This window comes from Pseudomonas sp. TSO6, assembly GCF_056098905.1.
This window is the reverse complement of the sequence record NZ_JBLZWV010000030.1, coordinates 88889-106901: the sequence shown is the minus strand read 5'-3', so window position 1 is coordinate 106901 and position 18013 is coordinate 88889. Positions and strand designations below refer to the sequence as shown.

Here is an 18013-nt window from a genome sequence, read left to right as displayed (position 1 = left end):
AGGGTTCGTGTCAGGCTAATCAAGGAGGAAAAGTTGAACAATCAGGCGAGGTGCAGATGATTTCTGCACCTCTTGCAGCAATTCACTCAGCGCATTAGCAGCCTGTCAGCACCGCAGGGCGCCGCTCACCGGCGAAAAACAACGGCCGCAGGCCCACGCCGATCAGGTTGCCGGCATACGCCGACACCAGCCACAGCCAGCCATGCACGCTACCCGAGGCGATGCCACTGAAGTACGCACCGATATTGCAGCCATACGCCAGGCGCGAACCGTAGCCCAATAGCAGACCGCCGATGACCGCGGCAATCAGCGACGGCAGCGGAATTCTCAGGCTTGGCGCAAAGCGCCCGGCAAGGCCGGCCGCCAGCAGCGCACCCAGCACGATGCCCAGGTCCATCACCGTGGTGATGTCTTGCCACAACGGCGAGGCCAAAGCCTTGGCATTGGCCGGCGCCTGCCAGAACACCCAACTGCCGACATCCACGCCCAGGCCGTTGAGGGTTTTGGCACCCCACAAGGCGAAGGCCGAAGTAATGCCCCACGGCCGCCCCGCCAGCGCCAGGGTCGCGTAGTTGAGCAGTGCCAGGGCGATAGCGCCCCACAGCAACGGCCAAGGGCCACGCAGGAAGCGACGCATGCCCTGGTGTTCGCTGGCAACTGGCGCTTCCAGCGCGCCGTGTCGGCGCTTTTCCAGCACCACGGTAGCCCAGGCGATCAGCCCGAACACTGCCAGGCTCACCAGCAGCGCCGGCCCCACACCCCAGGCCTGCACGATCGAGGTTGCCGGGAACGACGGCAAGGCAAACCACCAGTCAGCGTGATGGGTGGCGGTTACAGAACCGATGATGAAGAACAGCAGGGTCACCAGCATGCGCGCATTGCCACCGCCGACGGTGAACAGCGTGCCCGAAGCGCACCCGCCGCCCAGCTGCATGCCAATGCCGAAGATGAACGCACCGAACACGACCGAGACACCCGCCGGGGCCACCAGGCCAGTGACCGGGTTGCCGAACAGGCTGCCAGCTGACAATGCCGGGAAGAACAGCAGCACCGCCAGGGCCAGCATGACCATCTGCGCCCGCAGGCCTGCGCCGCGACGCTCGTTGATGAACACCCGCCAGGCCGAGGTGAAGCCGAAGGCGGCGTGGTACAGGGTCAGGCCCAGCGCCGCGCCGACCAGCAGCAGCAACACCTGCTTGAAGCCGGCATTCAGATTGAGGAACCAGGCGCCAGCCAGCAGTAAGGCCATGGCGATCAAAGGGGCGCCCAGGCGACGCGGTTCGGGTGTGGCAGTTGCGGAAAGACCCATCGGAGTACTCGGATAACAGTAAAACGGACGGGGAGTATAACCCCAACGGTCAACGCGAGCCTTGTGGGAGCTGCCTTGCGTCGCGATGGGGCGCGAAGGGCCCTCAGCTTTTAATCGCGCCAGCTTTTAGAAGTTGAGCAAGACAGTTGCTCCCACAACGACCGTGCAAGGCTTGTTAAGCTAATAAACACCGCTGGAATCAACCAAGGCCATTCACCCCATGGATGAACTGCGCAAGATCGACCTCAACCTGCTACTCGCCCTGCATGCCCTGCTCAGTGAAAAGCACGTGACCCGGGCCGCCCTGCGTCTGCACCGCAGCCAACCCGCCGTTAGCCACGCGCTGGCGCAACTGCGCAAGCACTTCGACGACCCCTTGCTGGTACGCCAAGGCGGCGGCATGGCCCTCACCGCCCGTGCCCAGTCGCTGGTAAAACCGCTACAGGATGCCTTGAGCAATCTCAACGGCCTGCTGGCCACCCCACAGTTCGAGCCAGCCAAAGCCCAGCGCCGTTTCCGGCTGTCGCTGTCCGACTACTCCTCGCGCATCATCCTGCCGCCCCTGCTGCGCCACCTGCGCCAGGTAGCACCCGGGGTGGACCTGGCCATCAGCCAGGCCAGTCGCGAAACCATGCTGGCGCAACTGCTCGATGGGGAACTGGACCTGGCACTGGGCCTGTTCCCCGAGCTGCCTCAGGACATCCTTGCCCAGCCCCTGTTTGCCGACCATTTCATCAGCGTTGCCGATCGCCAGGTGTTGCCCCCCAGCGGCGGCCTTACCCTTGAAGACTGGCTGGCACGCCCGCATGTGTTGATGGCCATGCGCCCCGATGCCTTCGACGAGATCGAGCGTGCGCTGGCCGCCCAAGGCCTGCGCCGCCGCATTGCCTTGGCCTTGCCACACTGGAGCGCGGCAGTAGAGGTACTTGCTGGCACCGACCTGATCCTGACAGTAGCCAGCCGCGCAGTGGGCTCCTTGCGCGAGCACAAGACACTGCGCCAGTTCACACCGCCACTGGCGATTCCCTCGTTCGACTACCAGCAGGCCTGGCACAGCCGCAAGGACAGCGACCCCGGGCACCGCTGGCTGCGCGAAACCGTGTGGGCATGCAGCCAACCGGGGCGCTGATCAGCCTTCTGGCTGCTTCACAGCGGTGATTGCACTGGTGGCTGGCGCCGTCGACCAGGTGCCTTGCACCAACAGCACGCCACACAGAATCAGCACTACACCTGCCACCCTGGCAAGGCTCAGCGGCTTGCCGCCCAGCCCCATCACCCCGAAGTGGTCGGCGAGCACTGCCGTGATGATCTGCCCTGCCACTACGAACACCAGGAACCCCGCCGCGCCCAGTTTGGGCGTAAGCGCTGCAGCACCCGCCACATACATCGCCCCCAGCACGCCGCCAATCCACAGCCACCATGGCCCCTGCAGGGCCTTGCCCAGGTCTGGTACGGGCACCCTGAGAACCAACAGAGCGGCGATAACCACCAACGAACTTATCGTCAACGAAGCGAAGGCCCCCCACAACCAATGCCCCAGGGCACGACCCACGGCGGCATTACCTGCAGCCTGGAACGGCAATACCGCCCCGGCAAGCAACGCCAAGGCAAAAGGAAGTACCAGCAGGCACAGGGTTTTACTGGACATGGCAGCCCTCATTGCTGAAAACGTTCAGGCAATGATCGAATATTCTCACCATTGATGGAAATCGAAAGCATGCACGTAGATTATTCGTCAGGCGCATGCTCGAAGCGGTTGCAATTTTCCCCGTGATGAGGATTTTTGCGTGCTCGGGTCGCCTACAACATCCGCCGTCATGCAAGGCATCACGACGGATTCACGTACGGGCAACCCGTAGCCTGTCTCAGGAAATGCTCAGCGGGAGGTTTCGACGCGCAGCACTTCGGTAAAGATCGCATCGACCGTCTGGCCGACCTTGAGATTCTTCATGCGTGCCTGCAAGTCCGGGTTTTCGACCTTGACCACCTGCAACTTGCCCTCGGGTGGCAGCAGGCTCACTTCATGCGTCTTGAGGTCGATCTTCTTGATCTGCGAGGTGACCCGGACCTGGCGGAATGCCTCTCCGCCCGGGTTGGGGTTTTGTGCAGTGGCGCGAATGGTGCCGGATTCCTCGCTGGCCTTCGGCGCCCCACCCACATCGGTGTTGAGCACATAAGCCACAGCGCGGGTAACGAAGATATCGACCTGGTCCCCAACCTTGAGGTTAGGCAGAGCCTTCGCGTTTTCCGTAAGCTGGAACGTCACATCTTTCTTGTTATCAGGGCCTTTTACCGTGACCTGGCGGTTGGCCAGGTCGATGGCTGTGACCTGCGTGGTGACATGGCTTTCCAGTGCCTCGCTGGCAATCGGAATATCGGCAGCGTGCACCGTGAAGCTGGCAGCGGATGCCAGCGTGGCCAGGGCAACAGCACGAGCGAGTGAGCGAATCGGATTCATAGACCTGCTTCCATGTGATCAACCAGAAAAGGGCGCGAATGGTTCACGCGCCAACAAGCATAGACGTTGCCCGCCACCCTGCCGGTGCCATCACCTCGCCGGCTTTTTCGCGGATGAACCCACTCCCACAGGGGAGTGGATTTGGGCCAGACCAATATTCAACGGTTACGCGTCACCCGCCATACCGTATTGGCCAGGTCATCGGCAATGATCAACGCCCCGCGCGGGTCCACGGTCACCCCCACCGGCCGCCCACGCGTCTTGCCATCCTCACCGCGAAAGCCGGTGGCGAAGTCGATGGGTTCCCCTGCCGGCCTGCCATTGCTGAACGGCACGAAAATCACCTTGTAGCCCACCGGATCGGGCCGGTTCCAGCTGCCGTGCTCGCCCACGAACACTCCGTCGGCAAACTCCTTGCCCATGGCCGGGATCGAGAAGTCGACACCCAATGCAGCCACATGCGAGCCCAGGCTGTAGTCCGGCTTGATCGCCACAGCCACCTTGTCCGGGTTTTGCGGCCGCACCCGATCATCTACATTCTGCCCCCAGTAGCTGTAAGGCCAACCATAGAAGCCACCTTCGCGCACCGAAGTGAGGTAGTCCGGCACCAGGTCGGGGCCCAGCTCATCCCGCTCGTTGACCACCGTCCACAACTGCCCGGTCTGTGGCTGAATGGTCAATGCCGTCGGGTTGCGCAAGCCGGTGGCGTAAGGCCGGTGGGCGCCGGTTTCGGCATCAACCTGCCAGACCATCGCCCGATCGATCTCCACCTCCAGGCCGCGCTCGGTGATGTTGCTGTTCGAGCCGATGCCCACATACAGATAGCGGCCATCGGGGCTGATTGTCAGCGCCTTGGTCCAGTGGTGGTTGATCTTCGCCGGCAGGTCGGTGACCTTGGATGGCGGGCCGTCGGCCTGGGTCTGGCCTTCCTTGTAGTCAAAGCGCACCAGCGCATCCTGGTTGGCCACATACAGCTTGCCGTTGGCAAAGGCCAGGCCATAGGGGGCGTTGAGGTTTTCGGCGAACACGGTCTGCACCTCGTAGGTGCCATCGCCGTCGGCGTCGCGCAACAGGGTCAGGCGGTTGCCACCCTTGACCTGAGTATTGCCCTTGGCCTTGATCTGGCTGGCGATCACATCCTTGGGCTTGAGCTTGGCCGCGCTGCCACCCCTGCCCTCGGCCACCAGAATATCGCCATTGGGCAGCACCAGGCTCTGCCGCGGGATTTTCAGGTCAGTGGCAATGGCTGTGACGTTGAAACCCTCCGGCACGGTCGGTTTCTGCTCGCCCCAGGCAACCGGCTGCGCGATCTTCATGCTCGGCAACAACCCGCGCTGCGGATCGGGCAGCTTCGGGTCCGGCCCATGGGCCTGGGTAGGCTCGCCGTCACCCCCACAGGCGCTCAGCAACACCGCCATGCTCAACAAGCTCAATGCATGCAAAGGCTTCATGCTGCACCTCCCGAACGCAGGTTGCTCAAGCCGGTCCACGCAGCCACTACCGAGAGCACGGTCACGATCACCGACAACACCAGCCCCGACGGCATCACCGCCCAGGCGTCCTTGGCGTGCTCGAACGCATTGATCAAGCCAAGCACCCAGGTCACCAGCAGCAGCATGAAGTACAGCGTGGCGCGCCCGCCCTTGCGTTTGGCGCGGATCAGGTTGGCCAGCGCAAACAACAGTGCCAACCCGCAGAACACCAAGGCGCCGGCGATCAGCCAGGCGGCGAAGTTGCTCCACTGGATCTGGTAGCTGTTGAAGTAGGCGATGTCGCTCAGCAGTGCGCCAAGAAACAACGGCACACTGCCTGCCAGGAGCAGGGCGTGCAGCGGGCTGGGCGTACAGCGGTAGAGGGTTTGGTCAGTAGCGGTCACAGTGCCTCCTTTTCATTCAGTGACCCAGGGATGATGGGCGTGCGCCATCAGGTGAGCGCAGGGTGCGCTTAGCAAAGGAGCCCCTTCACGACGCGATAGTTCACCGCTTCGCTACAATGAAATATCCTGCAAGGCATTTGCTGCCAAGCGCAGAAGGGGAACACGTGAGCAGACCAAACGCATCCTGGGCCCTGACCACCCTGCTCGCCCTCAGCCTGGCGCTTACCGCAGGTTGCTCCAGCAAAGCCAGCAAGGCGCGCTACGCCACGCCTGCAGTAGGCTCCAACTGCTTCGCCAAAGCCGTACCCACGACTGGCGAAGGCGGCCTGGCCTGGGGCAATACCCTGAGCATTGCGCGGCAAAAATCCATGAACAATTGCATACGCTATGCCGGCCGCTCGGGGGGCGCTCCCCGAACTTGCCAAGTAGTGATGGCCAAGTGCAAGAACTGAAAGTTTAAAGCCCGATTAATATGTAAGACAACTCCTACAGAAAAGGTCAAACTTTCCACTTATAAAACCACACTCGCGAAACACAAAAAACATTCAAATAAAATATTACACTTTCTGCCTCGACCAAGAAGGAGAAAGCGAGGCATTGTTTTTCGCCTGAGCCTTAACAAGCCAATCTTTTTTAGCCTCTAAACAAGGAAGATATTTCCTACAGCATAAGCATCAGCCAACCCCCTTCCAGTCTTTATTTGCACTGAAACAGGCCGTTCTACGCGTTTGGTCTGAAAAGACTGCTCTCTGAGCAAGGAACTCGCATGAGCAATGCTTCCGTTAGCAGTGCCACTTCCGGCCCTGCCTGTAGTGCACGCATCCCCATCCTGCCGGTGCGCTATGCCATCGTGCCACGCACCGGCGAATCCCCCGCCTGCCGCTATGCCAATGCCGGTTTCAACCTGGAACAAGGCTTCGCCCCGCTGCAACACTCTGCCTACACCCTCCGCGCTTTACGCCCGGGTTATGTCTACGTGTTCATGAAAGGCCCGAAGGGCGAAAAGCTGGTCATCCATGAGTACATTGGCGCGGGCCTTTACAAGGAACTGCGTTACAAAGGGCTGGAAAACTACCACCTGCGTGATCGCTACCTCTCCAGCCGGAGCATGGGCTGGGTGTGGGCCGATACCTGCCCCGATATCGCCAAGGAAGTGTGGATCGCTTACAGCCCGCACCTGTGGACCAACGCCGTGACCGCCCGCATCACCAGTTCATCAGCCTTGCGCAAACGGCACATGCGCCAGCTGGACATGGTCGAACTGATCACCGGCAACCAGGCGCCGTCCACCCAGCCCCATGTGTTGCCGGTCAGTGCCCTGCAAACCTGGGTCGAAGACTTCAAGCCAACCGAACGACGCATGCCGCTGACCTGGAGCAGCGACCCGGTCACCGAAACCTTGCCTATCGGCAACCTGGTCGCCGTTGCGCGTCACTACCCCTGGACCCAACCGAAAGTACCGGTGGTGGTAGCACTCGCCGACGCCGAAGGCATGGCCCTGGACCTGAGCCTGTCGGTCTCGGCCTACCAGCATCAAATGCGCGACCTGATGCCCGCCGAGCAACTGGCACACACAAAACCCGCGCAACCTCCCGAGCAGGAACGCGTGCCCGCGTGCTACCGCCTGGATGCCGAGCAACTGAGCGTGCAAAGCCGCGATTTTCACCATCGCAACCTGGTGGGCATGCTGCTGAACAAGACGCTGGAAAGCATGTACCCGGCCGATGCGCCTTCACCGGAACTGGCTGCGTTCAGGCTTGGCACGGAGCGGCGTGGCCCTGCGCTGTCTGCGGCCGAGTCACATTTCCAGGCCCTCACCCATGAGGATTACTCCCCCTACGGCGCGCGCCTGGCAAAACGCATCGATATCGCCAAATACCGGCATTTCCTCGCCGAGCGCGATGAACTGGAACGGCGTATTGCAGCCCTGCGCAACCTGGCGTTGCAAGCCAGCAATGATCATGACGCCTGGCTGGCCACTGCCGAATCGCAACATATCGACAACCCCTACAGCCTGGCAGCCGCGCTGGCGTGTTACGACCGCGACGAACGCACCTCCGCCCGCGGCCTGGAAATCTCGCTGGCTTTGCTGATTCACCCGATGGGCCAGCCGACACCCGGCACCCGGCACCCGGCACCCGGCACCCGGCACCGAAGAGCATGACCGACGCTTCAAACGCCTGGAGCAATGGCTGGACCAGCACGACAGCCCGCTGTACACCGCCCTGGCGCCGTTCAACCCGTTCAAGGACAAGGCGGATTCGACCGGCTCTTTGTTCGGCGCGAGCGACAACGTGATCGAAGGATTGGCGGGTCGCTTCCCGGCCATGGCCGACATCACCGACCTTACCGCCCAGGCGGTCAATACCGTAGTGCTCAAGCGCCTGCGTGGCCAGACACGGTGGGATGCCAGTCATGGCCTGCGTCAGCAGGTGCTGTTGGCGGCACGGGAGGCGAATGCCGAGAAGGCGTTGGGGCTGTTGGCAGCGCGCTATCGAATCACCGAACAGGCCATCACGGACAATCCATTTAGCCAGGAGGCACAGAAGTATTTGAAGAGCGGCATGGCGCAGGTTGAGGAAATGAAACAACTGCGCATCTCGGGTAGCCGGACAATATCGATAGAACTGACCACCACTGCGCGAGTGAAGCCCAACTTTCTCGGGTTGCTCACCTCGGGCGGTGGGGGTGGTCTGAACGCGGGGATGCTGTGGTTCAACATCTTATCGCTCAAGACGGCCTTTAACAGCCTGCAAAAGAACGATGCACCGGAATACACCTTGGGCTTTGCTTCATCGATTTTCGGAGTGATCGGTGCAGCGGCGGCGACGATGGTCAGCGTGCGAGCAACGCAGAAGGCCGTGATGTTGAGATTGAGCTCAACGGCGCCGGGCATGGCCTTTGGTAATGGAATCATCAAGTTCTTAAGCAGTAATTTGTTTGCGCGTTTAGCCGGATATCCGGCGATAGCATTCAGCCTATTTTCAGACATATCAAAGGGAATGCGTCAGCTCAAAAGTGGTGGTTCAACTGCAGGCGGATACACCTTGGCCGGAGGGGTAACTATGGCCATCGGCTCTGCTGTCGCCCTTGAAGCAGGCCTTGCCGTTGCGGGCGCAACAACATTAGTACCCTTTGCCGGATGGGCTGCGGCTGCCCTTGTCCTCGTAGGCGTAGCCATCATTGCAGGAGGCTTGTACCTGCACGCCAAGGCACATGAGCACCTTCACAGCCCAATTGAGCTTTGGGCCGCACGCAGCATCTTCGGTAATCGCATCAATGATGGAGAGGGGCGCGCTGGCATTACCTTGGACTATGAGCAGAAACTTCCGGCTTACGCGTCGCTACAAGCCGAGGTCAAAGCCTGGCACACCGAGCATTACGGACCAAAACTGCTGTCCGCTGAACAGGCGCTGTCCCTGGGTATAACTGAAGCCGGCACTAAATGGCGTCGGAACGATCACTGGTCTCCGCCCAACTGGACAGCTATCACCCATAACGAAGCCGCCACACCTCAACCAACTGTTGAGTTCACAGTGCTACTGCCTGGCTTCAGGCTAGGCGTGAGTGAATGGTCAGGGAGCTTGAGCGCCCTTCGTGACGACCAAGGGATGGACGTTTTCCCAATCGTCTCAACCGGTCACATCGTAGGCGCTGGCTTGGTTCTGCATTTCGAGAACACGCTAGCCAACCAAAATCATGTCTCACTGCATCTCGCTTACAGCGCCAATCAAGGGTTGGACGAAGACAATGAGAGCCTCGCAACTTTTCGTCTGGAACGCTGACCATGGCAACCATCTGGATGTTCAATTCAAAGACAGGTTCAGGACACAAGCCCGCTATCACCGGGCAGCTATTGAGCTTATCCGACAATTTTTTATGTTTGAGAAACCCATGGGTAACAGACTCGATATTCATGGGGAAACTGTACTGCGCAATAATAACTATTTCAATGATCGGCTTCTACCCTTATCTATTTGACGGGGAGTTCATAAAGTATTTTGAATCCAACCCACTTTTAATGACCAGCTTCGCACTCACGCCCTTCACATTCCTCCCGTTCCTAATTTACCGAATATACTTCATAAAGCGCTTATCGAGCATATGTTTCAACCGATCAACTCAGAAGATTTACTATAAACGCTTGAGCAAGATATTCGTCTTTGAGTGGAGTAACACTGGCGGAGGCGTTTTCAAACGCACCGAGTATGGCGGCTCATCCTTCAGCACCAGCTACGCCCTCGCCTTCGCCCCTCGCCGAGCGGATGGCAGCCTCCACCAAAAAGACTGCCTCTGGGTCGACAGCAACGACCCCACCGAGCCCGGGGTCAGACACGTCGCCGAAGTGTGGGAGTACCTCCGCCATTTCATGAACCACGGTCCGGACAAGCTTCCGCCTCCCCGCGAGCCCAATTGGTGGCACAAGCCACTCCACGCCATCTGCCTGACCCCGGCTGAAGCCTGGCGCCACTATGCCCCCTGGCGTACCGGCGAGCCCGGTGAAATGCAGGGCAAGAAAAACTGGCAACTGCCGTTCTGGGCCGTGTTGTTCCCCTACAACCTAACGGTCGCGATCGCTTGGTACTTCGTCTGCAAGCTTTTCAATGTCCGTGCAGCCCCCCCACCCGCGGAGGCATTGGAAGGAGCGCCTGCTAGCCCCGAATGACCACCACCTCAATGTATTCACTCGGCACCACCAACGATGAAGGCCCAGCGACGTTGTTCTCCTCCAGCAATTGGGTCAGATCCCGCTCCAGCGCACTGGCCGCCTCCGGCTCCAATGAGGTAAACGCCTTGTGCACCGGCCCATACCAGGTGCGGAACACCTCGATGAAATGCGCCGCCGAGCGATAGCGAAAGTTGAACTGCTGGCGGTTCACTTTCAGTTCGCCAAGCGCCCCTTCGAACATCACGCGCAACTGCTCCTCATCGCCCCAGCGCGATGGCGGCAAGGCACCGGGAGGTGGAGGCACATGCCGGCCTAGAATTCTGAACATCTGCCCGACAAAGCCTTGCGGGGTCCAGTTGGCCAGGCCGATGCGGCCACCGGGCCGGCACACCCGGGCCAGCTCGCGTGCGGCCTGCGCCTGATCAGGGGCGAACATCACGCCGAAGGTGGAAAGCACGGCATCGAAGGTTCCGTCGGCAAACGGCAACGCTTCGGCATCGGCCGCCTGGAACAGCACATCCAAGTGCTCGGCCCGCGCGCGCTCTTCGCCGCGCTTGAGCAATTCGGGCACGTAGTCGGTGGAGGTGACGCGACAGCCGCGCCGGGCAGCGGCCAAGGTGGCGTTGCCGTTGCCGGCAGCAACGTCCAGCACCTGCTCGGCCCAGCGCAAGTCGCAGGCCTCGGCCAGGCGTTCGCCAACCAGTTGCAGGGTGGTGCCGATTACCGCGTAGTCACCGCTGGCCCACGCGGCCTGCTGGCGGGCTTTAAGGGCATTGGTGTCCAAAGGGGTGCTCATGGTCTGCGCCTTCTTGTCGTGCGCGCGGCCGAGGTCCTTCTGGCGGTTAACGCGCCATCTATTGGGGGAAAATAATTTACTCGCCTGTCAGGCGAAGCGGAAAGACGCTTTGGGGATAGCGCCAGGATCAAAGTGCTATATGAGGGCTGCTAGCCCAATCGCCGGCAAGCCAGCTCCCACAAGGGTGCAGTACCTGTGGCAGCTGGCTTGCCGGCGATGAGGGCGGTACAGCCAGCACAAAATAACGAGTGGGACCGCAGCTATCAGGCGAATTTGGCCCGGGCTGCATGCAGCTTCTTGTAGCTCTCGATCAGGCGCAGATGGCGATCAAGGCCTTCGAGCTTCATGCTGGTCGGAGTCAGGCCATGGAAACGCACGCTGCCGTCCAGCGAACCCAATGCTGCGTCCATCCGCGCATTGCCGAACATGCGGCGGAAGTTGGCTTCGTAATCGTCCATCTCCAGTTCGTCATCCAGCTGAACTTCCAGCACCACGTTCAGCGCCTGGTAGAACAGGCCACGCTCGACGGTGTTGTCGTTGAACTGGAGGAATGCCTCGACCAGCTCCTTGGCCTCCTCAAAACGCTGCACCGCCAGGCAAATCAGCAGTTTCAGCTCGAGAATGGTCAGCTGGCCCCACACGGTGTTCTCGTCGAACTCCACACCAATCAGCGTGGTGATGGTGGTGTAGTCATCCACATCGCAGTTGTCCAGGCGCTTGAGCAGCAACTTGAGGGGGCGGCTTTCGAGGGTATGCAGGTTGAGGATGTCGGCGCGGAACGACAGGGCGCGGTTGGTGTTGTCCCAGATCAGGTCCTCGACCGGGTAGATTTCCGAGTAGCCCGGCACCAGGATGCGGCAGGCAGTGGCGCCAAGGTTGTCGTACACCGCCATGTACACTTCCTTGCCCAGGTCTTCGAGAATGCCGAACAGGGTTGCGGCCTCCTGAAGATTGGAGTCCTCGCCATGGCCGGAGAAGTCCCACTCGACGAACTCGAAGTCGGCCTTGGCGCCGAAGAAGCGCCACGACACCACGCCGCTGGAGTCGATGAAGTGCTCGACGAAGTTATTCGGCTCGGTCAGCGCATGGCTCTCGAAGGTCGGCTGCGGCAGGTCGTTCAGGCCTTCGAAGCTGCGGCCCTGCAGCAGCTCGGTGAGGCTGCGCTCCAGCGCCACTTCAAGGCTCGGGTGGGCACCGAACGAGGCGAAGACGCCACCGGTGCGCGGGTTCATCAAAGTCACGCACATGACCGGGAACTCGCCACCCAGCGAGGCATCCTTGACCAGCACCGGGAAGCCCTGCTCTTCCAGGCCCTGAATACCGGCGACAATGGCCGGGTACTTGGCCAACACTTCCTGCGGCACGTCCGGCAGGCACAGCTCGCCTTCGAGGATTTCGCGCTTCACGGCGCGCTCGAAGATTTCCGACAGGCATTGCACCTGCGCCTCGGCCAGGGTATTGCCGGCGCTCATGCCGTTGCTCAGGAACAGGTTTTCGATCAGGTTGGACGGGAAGTACACCACCTGCTGGTCGGACTGGCGGACGAACGGCAGCGAGCAGATGCCGCGCGCAGTATTGCCCGAGTTGGTGTCGTACAGGTGCGAACCACGCAGCTCACCGTCCGGGTTGTAGATTTCCAGGCAATGCTCGTCGAGGATCTCGGCCGGCAACGCGTCGCGCGGGCCAGGCTTGAACCACTGCTCGTTCGGGTAGTGCACGAACGGCGCGTTGGCCAGCTCCTCGCCCCAAAACTGGTCGTTGTAGAAGAAGTTGCAGTTCAGGCGCTCGATGAATTCGCCCAGCGCCGAGGCCAGCGCCGCTTCCTTGGTTGCGCCCTTGCCGTTGGTGAAGCACATCGGCGACTGCGCATCGCGCACGTGCAGCGACCATACGTTGGGCACGATATTGCGCCACGAAGCGATCTCGATCTTCATCCCCAGCCCGGCGAGGATGCCCGACATGTTGGCGATGGTCTGCTCCAGCGGCAGGTCCTTGCCTGGGATGTAGGTGCTGGTGTCCGCCACCGGCATCAGCAGGCCCTGGGCATCGGCATCGAGGTTTTCGACCACTTCGATCACGAATTCGGGGCCGGTCTGCACCACCTTTTTAACCGTGCAACGGTCGATGGAGCGCAGGATGCCTTGGCGGTCCTTCTCGGAAATGTCCTCGGGCAGCTCGACCTGGATCTTGAAGATCTGGTTGTAGCGGTTTTCCGGGTCAACGATGTTGTTCTGCGACAGGCGAATGTTTTCGGTGGGGATGTCGCGCGCCTGGCAGTACAGCTTGACGAAGTAAGCCGCGCACAAGGCCGAAGACGCCAGGAAATAGTCGAACGGGCCTGGGGCCGAACCATCGCCTTTGTAGCGGATCGGTTGGTCGGCGATCACCGTGAAGTCGTCGAACTTGGCTTCGAGACGGAGATTGTCGAGAAAATTGACCTTGATTTCCATGCGGGATTACCGTGATTTAAGCGTGCAAAACGAAATTGGCCGGCATTATCCGGGTTTTTACGCCAGAAGTCCTGTTTGCCTGCCTGGCCCCATCGCCGGCAAGCCAGCTCCCACAGGGACTGCATATCTTTCAACCCTTACGCCGCCCTGTGGGAGCTGGCTTGCCGGCGATGGGGCCGGTACAGGCTTGCGCATTCCGCCGGATTGCTTGCCTGATCCTCTGAACCTGCACTCGCCTCCAGACCAGCGGTCATCCCCCTGTGCTAGCGTTTCTCCTCTGGGGAACAACGTATTCCCGCACAGAAAAAACACAGCGACAGCAACCGATGACTGGCAGGTGAACCATGGAACTACGCATTAACCAGCAGACCTATCAGGTCGAGGCGGACGCCGACACGCCCTTGCTGTGGGTGATCCGCGATGACCTGGGGCTGACCGGCACCAAGTACGGCTGCGGCCTGGCCCAGTGCGGCGCCTGTTCGGTGCTGGTGGACGGCAACGTAGTCCGCGCTTGCGTCACCCCGGTGGCCGGTGTGGTGGGGCGCGAGGTCACCACCATCGAGGCAATCGAAGCCGATGCCGTTGGCAAACGGGTGGTTGCGGCCTGGGTCGAGCACCAGGTGGCCCAGTGCGGCTACTGCCAGTCTGGCCAGGTCATGGCCGCCACGGCGTTGCTCAAGCACACCCCCAAGCCCAGTGATGCGCAGATCGACGCGGCCATGGTCAACCTGTGCCGCTGCGGCACCTACAACGCCATCCATGCTGCCGTGCATGACCTGGCCCAAGGGGAGCAGGGCTGATGAACACGCCAGTCGATAGCCCCGCAGAGCTGCTCAAGTTGCAACTGGGCGAAACCGTCAACCTGTCGCGGCGGCGTTTTCTTGCCGGCACCGCAGTCGGCGCCCTGGTGCTGGGTTTCGGCCTGCCCATGGGCTCGGCCCGCGTGCAGGCCGCGGCCGCGGCAACCCCAGAACGCGGCACCCAGGTGCCGGCGTTTCTGGAAATTCGCCCAGACGGCACGGTGCGCCTGCTCAGCCCCTTCATGGAAGGCGGGCAAGGCCCCTTCACCGCCATGGCGCAAATTGTGGGTGAAGAGCTGGATGTCGACCCCGTCAACTTCGTAGTCGATAGCGCACCACCGGGCGAAGCCTACGTGGTGATGGAAAACGGCATGCGCATCACCGGCGGCAGCATGTCGGTGCGCATGAGCTACCCGACCATGCGCCGCCTGGGCGCCCTTGCCCGGGCAATGCTGCTGCAGGCGGGCGCCGAACAACTGGGCGTGCCGGTCGACGAACTCTCGACCACACCAGGAAACGTAGTACATACCACGAGCGGGCGTTCGATACCCTACGGTGAACTCGCCGGGCGCGCCATGGACCTGCCGGTACCCGACCCGGCCAGTGTCAAGCTGCGTGATCCCAGCCAGTTTCGCTGGATCGGCAAGCCCGTTCGCCGCCTGGATGCCTACGACAAGTCCACCGGCAAGGCCCAGTACTGCATCGACATAAAGGTCGACGGCATGCTCCACGCCGCCGTGCAGCACGCGCCACGCCTGGGCATGACCGTGGGCAGCCTGCGCAACGAAGAGCAGGTCAAGGCCATGAAAGGTGTGCATTCAGTGCACCAACTGCCGGGCGCCGTGGCCGTGGTGGCCGAGCGCTGGTGGCACGCAAAGCGTGCGGTGGAGGCGATTCAGGTGGACTGGCAAGAGCCGACCGCCGACAGCAAGGTGCGGCCGATGCCGGCCAATTTCTCCAGCGACGCCTGGCGCGAGCACTTGGCAACGGTCGAGGGCCCGGCCCGTGATGAAGAGAACGAAGGCGATATCGCCGGCGCCTTGAGCAATGCCAAAACCAAGGTCGAAGCCAGCTACCACAACCAGTACCTGAACCATGCCCAGCTCGAGCCACCGTCCGCCCTCGCCCGCTTCAACCCGGATGGCACCCTGGACGTCTGGCTGCCCAACCAGGCCCCGGACATGTTCCGTGACGACATTGCCAAGCGTACCGGCCTGGAGCCTGCGCACATCAACCTGCACTCGCCACTGCTGGGCGGCTTCTTTGGCCGCCACTTCCTGTACGACTCGGCCAACCCTTACCCGCAGGCCATTGCCTTGGCCAAAGCGGTTGGCCGGCCGGTAAAACTCATCTGGAGCCGCGAAGAAGAATTCCTGCGTGATGTGCTGCGCCCGGTCGCAGTGGTGAAATTCCGCGCCGGTCTGGATGCCGATGGCATGCCAGTGGCCCTCGAAGCGGTCAGCGCCACCGAAGGCCCAACCGAGGCTCTTGCTGGCAAACAAGGGGAAAAGATCGACCCGACCGCGCTTGAGGGGCTATCAGGCAAGGCGTACGCCATCGGCAACAAGCGCATTGCCCAGATCTACGTCAAAGGCCCGGCCATGCTCGGCTACTGGCGTTCGGTGGGTAACTCGCTGAACGACTTCTTCTATGAATCATTCCTGGATGAACTGGCCGACAAAGGCGGCAAGGACCCGTTCGAGCTGCGTCTGCATCTGCTGCGCGACAACCCGCGCCTGACCAACCTGCTGAACGCGGTCGCCGAATTGTCCGGTGGCTGGAAACGCGGGCCGTTCACCGCCGAGGATGGCAGTAAACGGGCACGCGGCGTGGCCATGGCCTCACCATTCGGCTCGGAGGCGGCAGTCATCGCCGAGGTATCGATCGAGAACGGCCAGGTCAAGGTGCACGACATCTGGGAGGCCATCGACCCGGGCAGCATCGTCAACCCGGCGATCATCGAACACCAGGTTAACGGCGCGGTTGCCCTTGGCCTGTCGCAGACGCTGGTGGAAGAAGCGGTATATGTCGATGGCAAGCCACGCGCACGCAACTACGACCTGTACCCGATCCTGCCGCCCTCGCGCATGGCGCGGGTGCATGTGCGCATTGTCGAAAGCGGGGCGAAGATGGGCGGTATCGGGGAACCACCGCTACCCGCCGTAGCCCCGGCAGTGGCCAACGCGGTCGCGCAGCTTACCGGCCAGCGCGTACGCAGCCTGCCACTGAGCCGCCATACCTTCAGCTGATCGCACAAGGGACGCCCCATGACCCATCGTTTCGCAAGAACCGCTGGCTGGCTGGCGCTGCCGTGCCTGGTCGCGGCAGGCCTGCTGGCCTGGTATGTCACCCGCGAGCCGGCCACGCCGTTTGCCGACGCACAGGCCAGTGCCGCTGACCCGGCATTGGTCAGCCGTGGCGAGTACGTGGCCCGCCTCAGTGACTGCGTTGCCTGCCACAGCCTGCCGGATGGCAAGCCTTTCGCTGGCGGGCTGGAAATGGCCACCCCCCTGGGTGCCATCCACGCCACCAATATCACCCCCGATCGCGACAGCGGCATCGGCAGTTACAGCCTGGCCGATTTCGACCGTGCCGTGCGCCAGGGTGTCGCGCCCGGTGGCCGCCGGCTGTATCCGGCCATGCCCTACCCGTCCTACGCCAAGCTCAGCGATGACGATGTAAAGGCGCTATACGCGTTTTTCATGCATGGTGTGCAACCGGTGCAACAGGCCAACCTGGCCAGCGACATCCCTTGGCCATTGAACCTGCGCTGGCCAATCGCCTTGTGGAATGGCCTGTTCGCGGCCACCACGCCTTACACCGCCAAGGCAGGGCAGGATGCGCAGTGGAACCGGGGCGCCTACCTCGTCCAGGGCCCCGGCCACTGCGGCAGTTGCCACACCCCGCGCGGCCTGGCCTTCAACGAAAAGGCCCTGGATGAAAGCGGCAAGCCGTTCCTGGCCGGTGCCCTGCTCGACGGCTGGTACGCACCGAGCCTGCGCGCCGACCACAACACCGGGCTGGGGCGCTGGAGCGAGGCAGAAATCGCGCAGTTCCTGAAAACCGGGCGCAACCGGCATGCCGTGGTGTTCGGCTCAATGACCGAGGCGTTCAACAATTCCACTCAGTTCATGCATGACGATGACCTGGCCGCCATTGCGCACTACCTGAAATCACTGCCCGGCGACCCACAGCGTGACGGCGCGCCATGGCACTACCAGGCCGAAGCGGCAGCGGCACGGCTCGACAGCCCGGGGGCGCACACCTATGTGACCCACTGCGCGTCTTGCCACGGTCTGGACGGCAAAGGCCAGGCCGAATGGATGCCGCCATTGGCAGGCGCCACCTCGGCACTGGCCAGGGAGAACGCCTCGGCGATCAATATCACCCTCAATGGTTCGCAGCGGGTGGTGGCTGCCGGTGTGCCGGATGCCTATCGCATGCCGGCTTTCCGCGCGCAGTTGCGTGACCAGGACATTGCTGAGGTGCTGAGCTTCGTGCGTACGGCCTGGGGCAACCAGGGGGGTGCGGTGGATGCGCAGGCGGTAGGCAAGTTGCGTGGTCATACCGACCCGGCCAGCAGCAGCCCGATCATCTTGCATATGCGCTGATTTGCCGTGGTTCATGCACCGGCCTCTTCGCGGGCACGCCCGCT

General features: G+C 61.9%; 13 protein-coding genes and 1 pseudogene. 7 read left to right on the top strand and 7 right to left on the bottom strand.

Going from position 1 to position 18013, the window contains the following annotated elements; translation table 11 throughout:
- Positions 1-94: 94 nt before the first annotated feature.
- Positions 95-1309: a YeeE/YedE family protein gene (locus ACN6NG_RS12130; RefSeq protein WP_279923738.1), complete on the bottom strand. Its 1215-nt coding sequence runs from the start codon at positions 1307-1309 to the stop codon at positions 95-97.
- A 220-nt stretch (positions 1310-1529) separates the two neighbouring features.
- Between ACN6NG_RS12130 and ACN6NG_RS12125 the strand changes: the two genes are divergently transcribed.
- On the top strand, positions 1530-2438 hold the full coding sequence (locus tag ACN6NG_RS12125) for a LysR family transcriptional regulator (protein ID WP_063424666.1): 909 nt from the start codon (positions 1530-1532) through the stop codon (positions 2436-2438).
- On the opposite strand, the gene ACN6NG_RS12120 is transcribed toward ACN6NG_RS12125, so the two are convergent.
- From ACN6NG_RS12120 to ACN6NG_RS12105, 4 genes are all read right to left on the bottom strand, one after another.
- Positions 2439-2957, bottom strand: coding sequence for a DMT family transporter (locus ACN6NG_RS12120; protein WP_063424668.1), 519 nt, complete (start codon positions 2955-2957; stop codon positions 2439-2441).
- Between the two features lie 228 nt (positions 2958-3185).
- Entirely contained in the window at positions 3186-3767 is a 582-nt protein-coding gene (locus tag ACN6NG_RS12115) for a hypothetical protein (protein ID WP_049275956.1), read from the bottom strand.
- A gap of 158 nt (positions 3768-3925) precedes the next feature.
- A complete protein-coding gene (locus tag ACN6NG_RS12110; RefSeq protein ID WP_474314115.1) occupies positions 3926-5218 on the bottom strand; it encodes a PQQ-dependent sugar dehydrogenase in 1293 nt (430 codons plus the stop codon).
- Positions 5215-5643, bottom strand: a complete 429-nt coding sequence (locus ACN6NG_RS12105; RefSeq protein WP_063424672.1) for a DUF2231 domain-containing protein — start codon at positions 5641-5643, stop codon at positions 5215-5217. Before ACN6NG_RS12105 ends, ACN6NG_RS12110 begins: the two co-directional genes overlap by 4 nt.
- 164 nt (positions 5644-5807) lie before the next feature.
- Between ACN6NG_RS12105 and ACN6NG_RS12100 the strand changes: the two genes are divergently transcribed.
- The 3 genes and pseudogenes from ACN6NG_RS12100 (at position 5808) to ACN6NG_RS12090 (ending at position 10309) form a co-directional block, all read left to right on the top strand.
- Positions 5808-6095, top strand: a complete 288-nt coding sequence (locus ACN6NG_RS12100; RefSeq protein WP_081237966.1) for a hypothetical protein — start codon at positions 5808-5810, stop codon at positions 6093-6095.
- Between the two features lie 314 nt (positions 6096-6409).
- Positions 6410-9428 (top strand): annotated as a pseudogene (locus tag ACN6NG_RS12095) (T6SS effector BTH_I2691 family protein).
- 2 nt (positions 9429-9430) lie between these two features.
- Entirely contained in the window at positions 9431-10309 is an 879-nt protein-coding gene (locus tag ACN6NG_RS12090; RefSeq protein WP_474314112.1) for a DUF6708 domain-containing protein, read from the top strand.
- Here ACN6NG_RS12090 and ACN6NG_RS12085 read toward each other — a convergent pair.
- Together ACN6NG_RS12085 and ACN6NG_RS12080 are read right to left on the bottom strand one after the other, a co-directional pair.
- Positions 10296-11108: a class I SAM-dependent methyltransferase gene (locus tag ACN6NG_RS12085; protein WP_474314110.1), complete on the bottom strand. Its 813-nt coding sequence runs from the start codon at positions 11106-11108 to the stop codon at positions 10296-10298. The genes ACN6NG_RS12090 and ACN6NG_RS12085 overlap by 14 nt on opposite strands.
- A 263-nt stretch (positions 11109-11371) precedes the next feature.
- Positions 11372-13558 carry an OsmC domain/YcaO domain-containing protein gene (locus ACN6NG_RS12080; protein ID WP_474314109.1) on the bottom strand — a complete coding sequence of 729 codons (2187 nt, stop codon included), beginning with the start codon at positions 13556-13558 and terminating at the stop codon, positions 11372-11374.
- A 344-nt stretch (positions 13559-13902) separates the two neighbouring features.
- Between ACN6NG_RS12080 and ACN6NG_RS12075 the strand changes: the two genes are divergently transcribed.
- From ACN6NG_RS12075 to ACN6NG_RS12065, 3 genes are read left to right on the top strand one after another with little or no spacing between them, the layout of a single operon-like run.
- Positions 13903-14358 (top strand): (2Fe-2S)-binding protein, encoded by a 456-nt coding sequence (locus tag ACN6NG_RS12075; protein WP_353456959.1) that lies wholly within the window; start codon positions 13903-13905, stop codon positions 14356-14358.
- Positions 14358-16607, top strand: coding sequence for a xanthine dehydrogenase family protein molybdopterin-binding subunit (locus ACN6NG_RS12070; RefSeq protein ID WP_474314107.1), 2250 nt, complete (start codon positions 14358-14360; stop codon positions 16605-16607). Before ACN6NG_RS12075 ends, ACN6NG_RS12070 begins: the two co-directional genes overlap by 1 nt.
- An 18-nt stretch (positions 16608-16625) precedes the next feature.
- The gene (locus ACN6NG_RS12065; protein ID WP_353456962.1) at positions 16626-17969 is read left to right on the top strand and encodes a c-type cytochrome; all 1344 of its coding nucleotides are present in this window, start codon (positions 16626-16628) and stop codon (positions 17967-17969) included.
- Positions 17970-18013 lie beyond the last annotated feature (44 nt).

Excerpts from the sequence above, each read along its gene's own strand:
- ACN6NG_RS12130 (WP_279923738.1), bottom strand. The coding sequence starts at position 1,309 with ATGGGTCTTTCCGCAACTGCCACACCCGAACCGCGTCGCCTGGGCGCC.
- ACN6NG_RS12125 (WP_063424666.1), top strand. The coding sequence starts at position 1,530 with ATGGATGAACTGCGCAAGATCGACCTCAACCTGCTACTCGCCCTGCAT.
- ACN6NG_RS12120 (WP_063424668.1), bottom strand. The coding sequence starts at position 2,957 with ATGTCCAGTAAAACCCTGTGCCTGCTGGTACTTCCTTTTGCCTTGGCG.
- ACN6NG_RS12115 (WP_049275956.1), bottom strand. The coding sequence starts at position 3,767 with ATGAATCCGATTCGCTCACTCGCTCGTGCTGTTGCCCTGGCCACGCTG.
- ACN6NG_RS12110 (WP_474314115.1), bottom strand. The coding sequence starts at position 5,218 with ATGAAGCCTTTGCATGCATTGAGCTTGTTGAGCATGGCGGTGTTGCTG.
- ACN6NG_RS12090 (WP_474314112.1), top strand. The coding sequence starts at position 9,431 with ATGGCAACCATCTGGATGTTCAATTCAAAGACAGGTTCAGGACACAAG.
- ACN6NG_RS12085 (WP_474314110.1), bottom strand. The coding sequence starts at position 11,108 with ATGAGCACCCCTTTGGACACCAATGCCCTTAAAGCCCGCCAGCAGGCC.
- ACN6NG_RS12080 (WP_474314109.1), bottom strand. The coding sequence starts at position 13,558 with ATGGAAATCAAGGTCAATTTTCTCGACAATCTCCGTCTCGAAGCCAAG.
- ACN6NG_RS12075 (WP_353456959.1), top strand. The coding sequence starts at position 13,903 with ATGGAACTACGCATTAACCAGCAGACCTATCAGGTCGAGGCGGACGCC.
- ACN6NG_RS12070 (WP_474314107.1), top strand. The coding sequence starts at position 14,358 with ATGAACACGCCAGTCGATAGCCCCGCAGAGCTGCTCAAGTTGCAACTG.
- ACN6NG_RS12065 (WP_353456962.1), top strand. The coding sequence starts at position 16,626 with ATGACCCATCGTTTCGCAAGAACCGCTGGCTGGCTGGCGCTGCCGTGC.